Consider the following 8,359-nt stretch of genomic DNA (forward strand, 5'->3'; position numbering starts at 1 on the left):
TAATTGATCTGATCACCCGCGTCGACAAGGCCGTTGCCATTCAGGTCGTCAACGCTTGTAATCTCTTTCTCGATCTCCATCCCAGGCTGGTAGGCCAAAGGAGCGTCAGCATCATCGCTGTCTGTCACTTCCTCTTCTTCATAGAATCCACTTACGCTGGCGGTGTTCTCTATGTTGCCATCGTCGTCGTCACTGACATCGCCAAACTCTGCATCGCCTCTGCTGTCCAGATCCTCCTGCGTTACTTGGTAGGTTAGATCTACTGTTCCACCCAATCCATCACTGTCGCCGTCATCGATTGTGACGACTTCACCTACCTCCAGATCACCGACCAAAATGCTTACCCCAGTCAAGGGGTCAGTCACAGTAACGCCAGCCAGAGCCAGATTGCCCGTGTTTTCGATCACCAATTGATAAGTAATTTCATCCCCGGCATCTTCAGCTATTCCCTCAGAGCCTTCACCGTCCACCTCGACAACCGTTTTGGTAATCATTATCTGTGGATTTGGAACCAAGTTTCCGATCTGGACAAAATCTGTATCTCCGGCCTCGGAAAGGTTCGCGACCCAGAAATAGGGATCATCGCCTTGACCATCCAAGGTGCCGTTGGTTGGCTCGGAGCCCGCCTCTAAACTAGAAATATCCTCACGAATAATTATATCGTCAGAACTGGTCGCGACTCCGAAGAAAGTGAAGTTACCATTTTCATCCGTGACAGTTGCGCGTTCAGTGTCTGCATCAAATATGCCATTATTGTTGCTGTCTATGTATACAACAACACCTTCCAGCCCGCTTTCTCCATCTTCTGGTTCGTAAACACCGTCGCCATCAAGATCCCCGAACTTGAAGCCATTAATCGTCCCAGCGCTTTGGATGTTCCACTCATCAAAGCCTGCCTCTTCGTCATATTCACCAGGGCGGCCCATTTCCGAATAAAGGTAGAAATAGTAATCTTCAAAAGACGCACTGGGGTTTGCCAGAAAATACGCATCGATGACGCTTTTTTCGATCAATACCGTGTAGTCGTCAGTGCCACTGCCTGTAGATGTTTCGGCCAAAAACAGAGTAGTTGGTTCAATTGCATCAATATCGTAGACCAAATTTCCATTCGAAGTCAGGTCATTGTAGGTTCCGATCGTGCCATCGTCGGACAAGTAAATTTGAAATGTTTCTAGTGTTATGAGATCGTCGCTATTGCTCTCATTCAAATCCAAGCGAATTTCATAATATTCGACTCCGTCAATAACGGTGACGGGAATATCAGTCAGCTTAACTTCTCTCGTCTTTTGCTTGTCTAACTCGTTGTTACCAAAGGCATTATTTATTGCGGAATTTGAATCGTTTACGGTATTGAATCCAGCGGCAACACCATCTGATGTGCTCGCTTCGTCGCTTGTAGCCAAAAAAGGTTCGAAATTTCCTGTACCGGATCCCTCATTTGGAGAGTTGATAAATGTCACTCCACCAATGGTTTCTCTGGAACCTTCCGCTTCGAGATTAAAGTCAGCCATAATGCCCCCCGGCAAACTATGAAAAAATCTCTACTCTGGGGCTTCAAACCATATTCTTATCTGCACTCATTAAGTTTTTTGACCTTTAGCCGAGGTACGCACTTTGGCACTAAACAGTAAAAAGCTCACGCTAAAGGTATCGGGACGATATAAACTCGATAAAATTGAGTCAACAAACTAACGGATTTGTACGTGCAAAACACGTCAATCGAACAGCGACTGGACGCGACGGCGTCGAATAAAGTCCAGTGCCGGCTAGTCCGCTAACGTCGCTACGAATGTCTCTTTCCGGCTCTTAAAGGTTACGGAAAACAACGACTTAATTTTCCCTTAGAGCGCGTCGAAAATAGTTGGCCAAAGGCTGAACGAGGTATGAAATCGGTGCACGTGCATCAGTTTTGATAAATGCCTCCACAGGCATTCCCGGAACGAGCAAAACATCACCTGTCGCAGTCAGAGACTTTGTGTCGGGTTGCAACACCGCTTCATAATAAGGCACCTCCTGCGCATCATCTGTAAATGTATCAGCTGATATCCTGACTACGACACCAAGAACTTCAGGCGTTGTACGTTGGTCAAAGGTAGTAAAACGAAGTGAAACCGGCTGACCTTCGTAAACTTGGTCAATATGCACGGGGTCAATTCGCGCTGATACTTGAAGTGGTCTATCCTTTGGGACGATGTACATAATCGGATCAGCAGGTTTGATAACAGCCTGTTCCGCGAAAACGGATGACCCAAAAACAACGCCTTCGGACGGTGACCTAACTTCCAACCTCGAGAGTCGTTTCTTCAAACTTCGACGATTTTCCACCAAAGGGATCTCGCTGAAACGTAAATCACGCAATTCTGTAATGGCGCCTTCCCGGCGCCTATTTTCCAAGTTTATGATTTCGATTGAAACGCCCGTTTGCCGCCCTTTCGCCTCGGCTTTTGCAGCTTCTAGCTGGCCTATCTCTCCCTTCAGCCTCGCCTGCTCTCTCCTGAGTGCCAAAACCCGAGACGCTTGAACCAACCCTTGCTCCAACAGGGCCTCAAGATCCTTGATTTCGGTCTCGACCAGATCCAATTGATCTTTTAGCGCGCTCACTTGAGCCTCTATACCTCGGACTTGATCCTCGATTTGAAATGACTGTTGTTTCAGTTGATCGATTTCGTTCTTGTGTGAAGCCAGTTTCGCGTTGAAAAGGTTTCTTTGACCCTGAAGCTGTGAGATCATCCATTCGTTGTCCAGCGTTGAAAATTCTCCTAAAGCGATATCCTGAAGATTTGAAAGCTGGTCTCTCTCAGCCTCCAACCTGAAACGTCGCACGAGAATTTCCATCAGTTGTCGTTCCACGACTTGCAACTCAGATCTTAGAAATGTGCCGTCAAGTTTGACTAATACGTCGCCCGCCTCCACTGAATCTCCATCGCGAGCTAAAATCGCTGAAACAACGCCTCCGTCTGGATGCTGAGCGACTTGTCTTTCGGTTTCTACTTTCACAGTACCGCTGGCAACAACAGCACCGGAAATCCTAGTAAACAAACTCCAGTAGCCAATCCCAAAAATCAAAACCGCTATTGAGGTCACGCCAATGTAAATAGGAACTAAGGCGCTCCAATCAGCTACTTCTTCAATGTCCGTGTTTTTTCCTGACTGACTTAAAGCCTTGTGCTTTCTGTTTACCCAACTTTCTTTTACGGATTGAACGAAACTCTTTACTTGCTTTCGAAACTCTTCGATGCGCCCCGGCAGATCTAAACTCTTCGTTTTCATTGGCTTGAATTTGCCTCTTTATCGACATCACGTTCTTGAGCGAGGAACCAAGTACTTGGTCGCGAGGACCATAATCTTTTGTTTGACCGCCTTGGAGAATAAGTAACTTATCACATTCTGAAATAGCGACTGGGCGATGAGTCATAATCAGAACTGATTTGTTCGCGGCTTTCAACTCTGAAACGACTGCATTCAACGCATCAGACCCCTCTTTGTCCAATGCGGAATTGGGTTCATCCAGCACAAGGATCTTAGGATCACCATAGAGAGCGCGAGCAAGGGCAAGTCTTTGCTTTTGACCTCCTGACAACTTACCATCAAGTGGTTCAATAACTGTATTGTATCCTTCATCAAGATTTAAAATGATACTGTGAACCTTAGCCCTTTTGGCAGCTATCACCACTCTTTCAGAAGAAACTTCGAGTGACATCTGAGCTATGTTTTCTGCAATCGTTCCAGCAAAAAAATGAACGTCCTGCGGCAAGTAACCAATCTGCTTACCCATTTCTTCCGGACCGTATTGCTTAAGCGTAGCGCCACCTAAACGTACTTCTCCGTTATGTGGACTAACCAATCCCATAACAACCCTAGCTAAAGTGCTTTTTCCTGAACCACTTTTCCCCAAAATCCCCAACGCTTCGCCAGGTGCTAGATGGAATGAGACATTTCCCAGAACAGGGTGTTCGCGCCCTCGCGCAAAGACCGTGACGCCATCGACTGTTAACGACGCTTCAGGCTTCGGCAATGTAGTCACTTCGTCATCGAGCTTTAATTGTTGCAAAAGCTCATCTAGCCGACGCCAACCTCGTCTCGCCTTTTGCGCCAGCGACCATTGTGGAATACACTGTTCGATTGGAGCCAGTGCCCTGCCTAGTAATATTGAAGACGCGATCATCGCGCCTGCAGTCAGTTCATTTTGCAAAACTAACCAAGCGCCAAGCCCAAGCATCGCCGCTTGGAGAAAAAACCGAAAAGCTTTGGAAAAAGACGCAAAACCACCCGTCCAGTCATTTGCTAGAATTGAAGAATGAAGCGCTGCATCTTGAAGCTTTTTCCAACGCTTTTCCAAGTCTGAAGCCATTCCTTGCGACCAGGCCAAATCGCTCATTTCTTGGACTTGACCGGCAAATCGGTTTGCTGACTGAGAGATTGATTGGGCTTGTAGCGTTTTATTAACGGTTAAAATCTGGTTTATCAAAGCTGCCGAAACGAGCACACAACCCCCAGCAAGCGCGAGCCAGCCGAGATAAGGATGAAAGATAAAAACTGCGACTAAAAAAATGGGCGTCCAAGGTAGGTCAAAGATAGCCAACAATAACGGGGACGAGAAGAATGCCTTAAGCGCTTCAATGTCCTGCAACCCGTGGCTTTCGATTCCCGAGCTTCTTTTGAGCGCCGAACGTTCCAGAAGCGCTTTGAACGCAAGCGGCCCGAAGGTGCTCTGAATTCGGGCACCTATCCTCGCAGAAACGCGTCCACGTGCGTATTCTAGAAACCCGTAAATTGTGAATAACAGCGTCACCAAGCCGAATAGAACCAGTAAGGTTTCTTCAGAACGAGAGCTTAAAACTCTGTCGTAAATCTGAAGCATGAATACCGGGCCTGTAAGCATAAGCAGGTTAGTAAAAATGCTAAAAGCCATTGCAATCAACAACAAGTCACGACTTTTTGCGGCCGCAAGAGAAATTGATACGCGATGAGAATCGGCTTCTTCCAAACGGGTACTCGCTACAGTAAACACTGGAAACACAATCATTGTATACAAGAGCCACATGTTTCAACAGTGTTGTGATAAATTATTAAGGTGATCCACGAGCCCGATAGGCCGCCCAGGCGCGTTAAGTTCACCTAAAGCGAACTGACTAAGATACAGGTTGGGCTCCGAGCAGCACTCAGATAGGATGAACGTCAATTTCCACCTAAATGGAAACCAAGTACAAAACTCGTCAATTGTTACCCAAGTTGTCACCCAAACCCTTGTTCAAAAACAAAAACCAACGCTCAGACAAACTGCAACGAATAACTAAAACGCGCCAAAAACGGCATAGATAATTAGCGCAGCATTTGTCGCTCATGGCAGGAATCTGACGTTCTCCGCGGGTGAAAATTGGAGGTTTTTTGGCGCGTTCATCTGGCTTCCCAACGATTCATAAGCTTAATGGCCTCTCCACAAATTGCTACGGATAATACCCATTATGTGCGAATGTTGGCGGGTGGACTTAAGTCGGCTAAATATTCATTGCGTGGTATAGAATTGACGAAAGAATGCATCGACTAGTAAAGATCGCTCGATCCGGCAGTAGAGTATGGCCCTCGAATACAAGTTTCGATGTTTTTTAACCATTCGGTGCTCATAGTATGCGAAGGCGCAAGGGGGAAGTTTTGACTAAAGTCCTATTGGTAGAAGACAATGAGCGACCCCAAGGACGTGTGTGGAACCTGTGGATACAGCATGCGCGTCCCAGGCTCCGCTACCATCGGGCGGGTTATAGCGTCTGCAATCCAGTTTCCTGAACTCACCCAATCACCGTAGTTGGTGCCTGAAGTCCTTTCGAGACCGGCTCGCAGTGTCACCAAGTCCTCCATCGAAACTTCCGCTGCTCCGGGTGTGGCATCCGGTGGAAGAATGCCGGGCGCGACCACGCCAAGAGTCGAAGTGATCGACGGGATTTCGCCGTTTTCGATCGCCGGCCCGAGAAGCAGAGAGACGATGCTCTTTGAGCAGGATTTGATGTTTGTAGGTCGATTGCGACCGGGGCCGCGAGGCGCTTCGGCAAAGACAGTTTCGTCGCCTTTTTTGACCTGGAGGGAATGTAGCGGTGGGAGCTGACCAATCGCTTCGCTTAGCGCGTCGGGCCGCGCCCTCGCGATGTACGGAACAGCAAGTGCGGTAGTTGCAACTGCAACAAATTCTCGGCGGCTAATCATACTAGCAAATGTGGTTGTGTTTGCCGGAGTTTCCAGTCGTGCCGGTCTCTCAAGTTGTGAACTTAGATTGCCCTAATCTCTGCGCAACTTTCTACATGCAGACATCGCAGCCTTTGGTCAGAGGCAATCTCCTAGCTTATGACATGTTTTTTCCTATCTCTTAACTTTGCATGCGCGTACTCGATCGTTTTTTCATAGGCATCTTGAAACTTATAACTTTCTGGATACAGGTGGATTGCGGCGCAAAACACGCGACCAGTGTTTGTCTAGCCAGAATGTCCACTCTTGAGGATATAGTCTCAGAAGATGTTCAAGTTCACTAATCCAGTTTTGAGTTGTGGATACTAGATCCCCTCCAGCCATAACACTTTGGCCCAAAACCAAATGCAATTCCGTTTCGGTCTGTACTACAGTCGCAGGTAGTATCGGGACCCCTGCCTTTTGGGCATATCTTGCTGGCCAGGTTTGAACACCAACGATCTCACCGAACGCCGACACAGCGGCAAGATCACGTGCTGGGCTCAAGATTTGCGTGGGCGGCTCATCAATGCGATCAACCATCGCGACCACGATCCCGCCTCGTTTTAATGTTCTCAAAATGATCCTTGCAACGGAAGTTGGATCCGCTTCCCGCACATCTACAAACTCGCATCCAACACTATGATAAAGTCTATGTTGAGCTTCGGCACGGTTTTTGTCTTTTGACACCCGAACAATCGATAATATGGGGTACGAGTTCGAGAGGCATCGGGCCATCGGTATCGCACCGTGGGCGTGAGGTAAGACGAGGATAAAACTCCCATTCTCAAAGAGCCGTTCAAATCTTTCACGATCCTGGACAATTAAAGTTTCGTCGATTTCTTCACCGAAGCCATGCCGTATCCTTTCTGCACGATCAAAACCCAGCAAAAGCTTCCGCACGTATTCCTTAAACAATCGCCTAGGTGAGGGGTGGTCCACATGCGCCGATAGTGCGACTGCGGTATATCGGGCATGATTTCCCGGAAGCACGTAGATCAATCTAAGAACCCAACCGACAACGGCATAGAAGAACTTTCTGACAGGTCTGGAACGTCGGGCAAGCCAGCCGGAAAATGTTTCATAGGCGAGAAATATGCGGTCCTTTGTTTTGGTGAAACTCATATAGGCTGCCCAATTCTGAAAATACTAATACACAGTAAGCGATCAGTTTCTGCAACATCCTCATTTCTGCCTAGCCTCGGTACAAAAAAGGCCGAGCAATTATGATTGCCAAAATGTCAGCTTCTTCCGTTGGCACCTTGAGAGTTCGCACATACAGAAAATGTCCAAAAACTGTTTACCTTAGAATGCCGTGAGTGAGATTGAGTGCGCTCAGGACTCGAAGCGGTTTCGCGCTCTGTTTTGAATAAAGGCTGCTTAGCAGTAAATAAAGACTTTGGTTCTTCAAGTTTTTAGCGGCCAAAGAGGTCGCTCAGCCGGTTCCACTCATTGCCTGTGACTTCGAACGAACTCCGCTCTGTGCGGCCTTTCAAGTAAACGAACAAGTGAACTCCTGGCGACGCCACTCACTTACGTCGCCAGGAGGCTAACCAGACAGTCTGGCGAATGCGCAAGCAACAGAGGTAATGATAAATTGCCACGCATTTGAATAGTTGAATCTAAAATGCATCTATTCAAGATTTTTTTACGCGCGGAAATCAAATTGCTGTCGCGCGCGCACTTACCTGTGTATCCCGATATCGCGGCCTGTCTTAAACGTTGATATCGCAATAGGAAGTTAGACGGTCAGTATTGGTTTAAATCAGCAACCACAACGGTTTGGTTAGCTACCCGTGTTCATTTGCAAATTGCAGTTGGTCTGGGCAGTCCCATGACCAGACTATAGCCCGCGCTGCCTGTCATCCCAGAATAAGATAGCGCTGGCGTTCAAATCGCTTCAGTATTATGCCTCGCCGTCAGGAACACCCGTTCGCTCACACTGGGTGATGAACCACTTCCGGGTCGAGTGAAACACCAGTCCCGGTCGCTCCAGACCCAGCCGACGTCTCAGTCTCGCAAACCCCTTGGTGACATGCGCCACGGTCAGGTCAGGAAACAGAGGCCCGGATGAGGGTAACTGCCGAAACGTCTCATCTAGCATCGGATGAACCGGAACCAGTCGCTCCGCCGCGTCCGTCTT

Annotated in this window: 5 protein-coding genes; all 5 read right to left on the bottom strand. The window is 48.0% G+C overall.

The window, feature by feature from the left end; translation table 11 throughout:
- The coding region (locus AC2FNR_RS18530; protein WP_496850662.1) for a CLIPPER-2 domain-containing protein at window positions 1-1,511 on the bottom strand (1,511 nt) is incomplete at its 3' end.
- 319 nt (window positions 1,512-1,830) lie between these two features.
- Window positions 1,831-3,084, bottom strand: a complete 1,254-nt coding sequence (locus AC2FNR_RS18535) for an HlyD family type I secretion periplasmic adaptor subunit (RefSeq protein WP_496850668.1) — start codon at window positions 3,082-3,084, stop codon at window positions 1,831-1,833.
- Window positions 3,085-3,127: 43 nt separating this feature from the next.
- Window positions 3,128-5,026, bottom strand: coding sequence for a type I secretion system permease/ATPase (locus AC2FNR_RS18540; RefSeq protein ID WP_496850664.1), 1,899 nt, complete (start codon window positions 5,024-5,026; stop codon window positions 3,128-3,130).
- A 1,382-nt stretch (window positions 5,027-6,408) separates the two neighbouring features.
- Complete coding sequence (locus AC2FNR_RS18545; RefSeq protein ID WP_170356648.1) at window positions 6,409-7,341, bottom strand: lysophospholipid acyltransferase family protein; 933 nt, start codon at window positions 7,339-7,341, stop codon at window positions 6,409-6,411.
- 781 nt (window positions 7,342-8,122) lie between these two features.
- Window positions 8,123-8,359, bottom strand: a 237-nt coding sequence (locus tag AC2FNR_RS18550; protein WP_496850666.1) for a site-specific integrase, incomplete at its 5' end; no start/stop codon positions are given.

Source organism: Ruegeria sp. SATB045 (assembly GCF_059613525.1).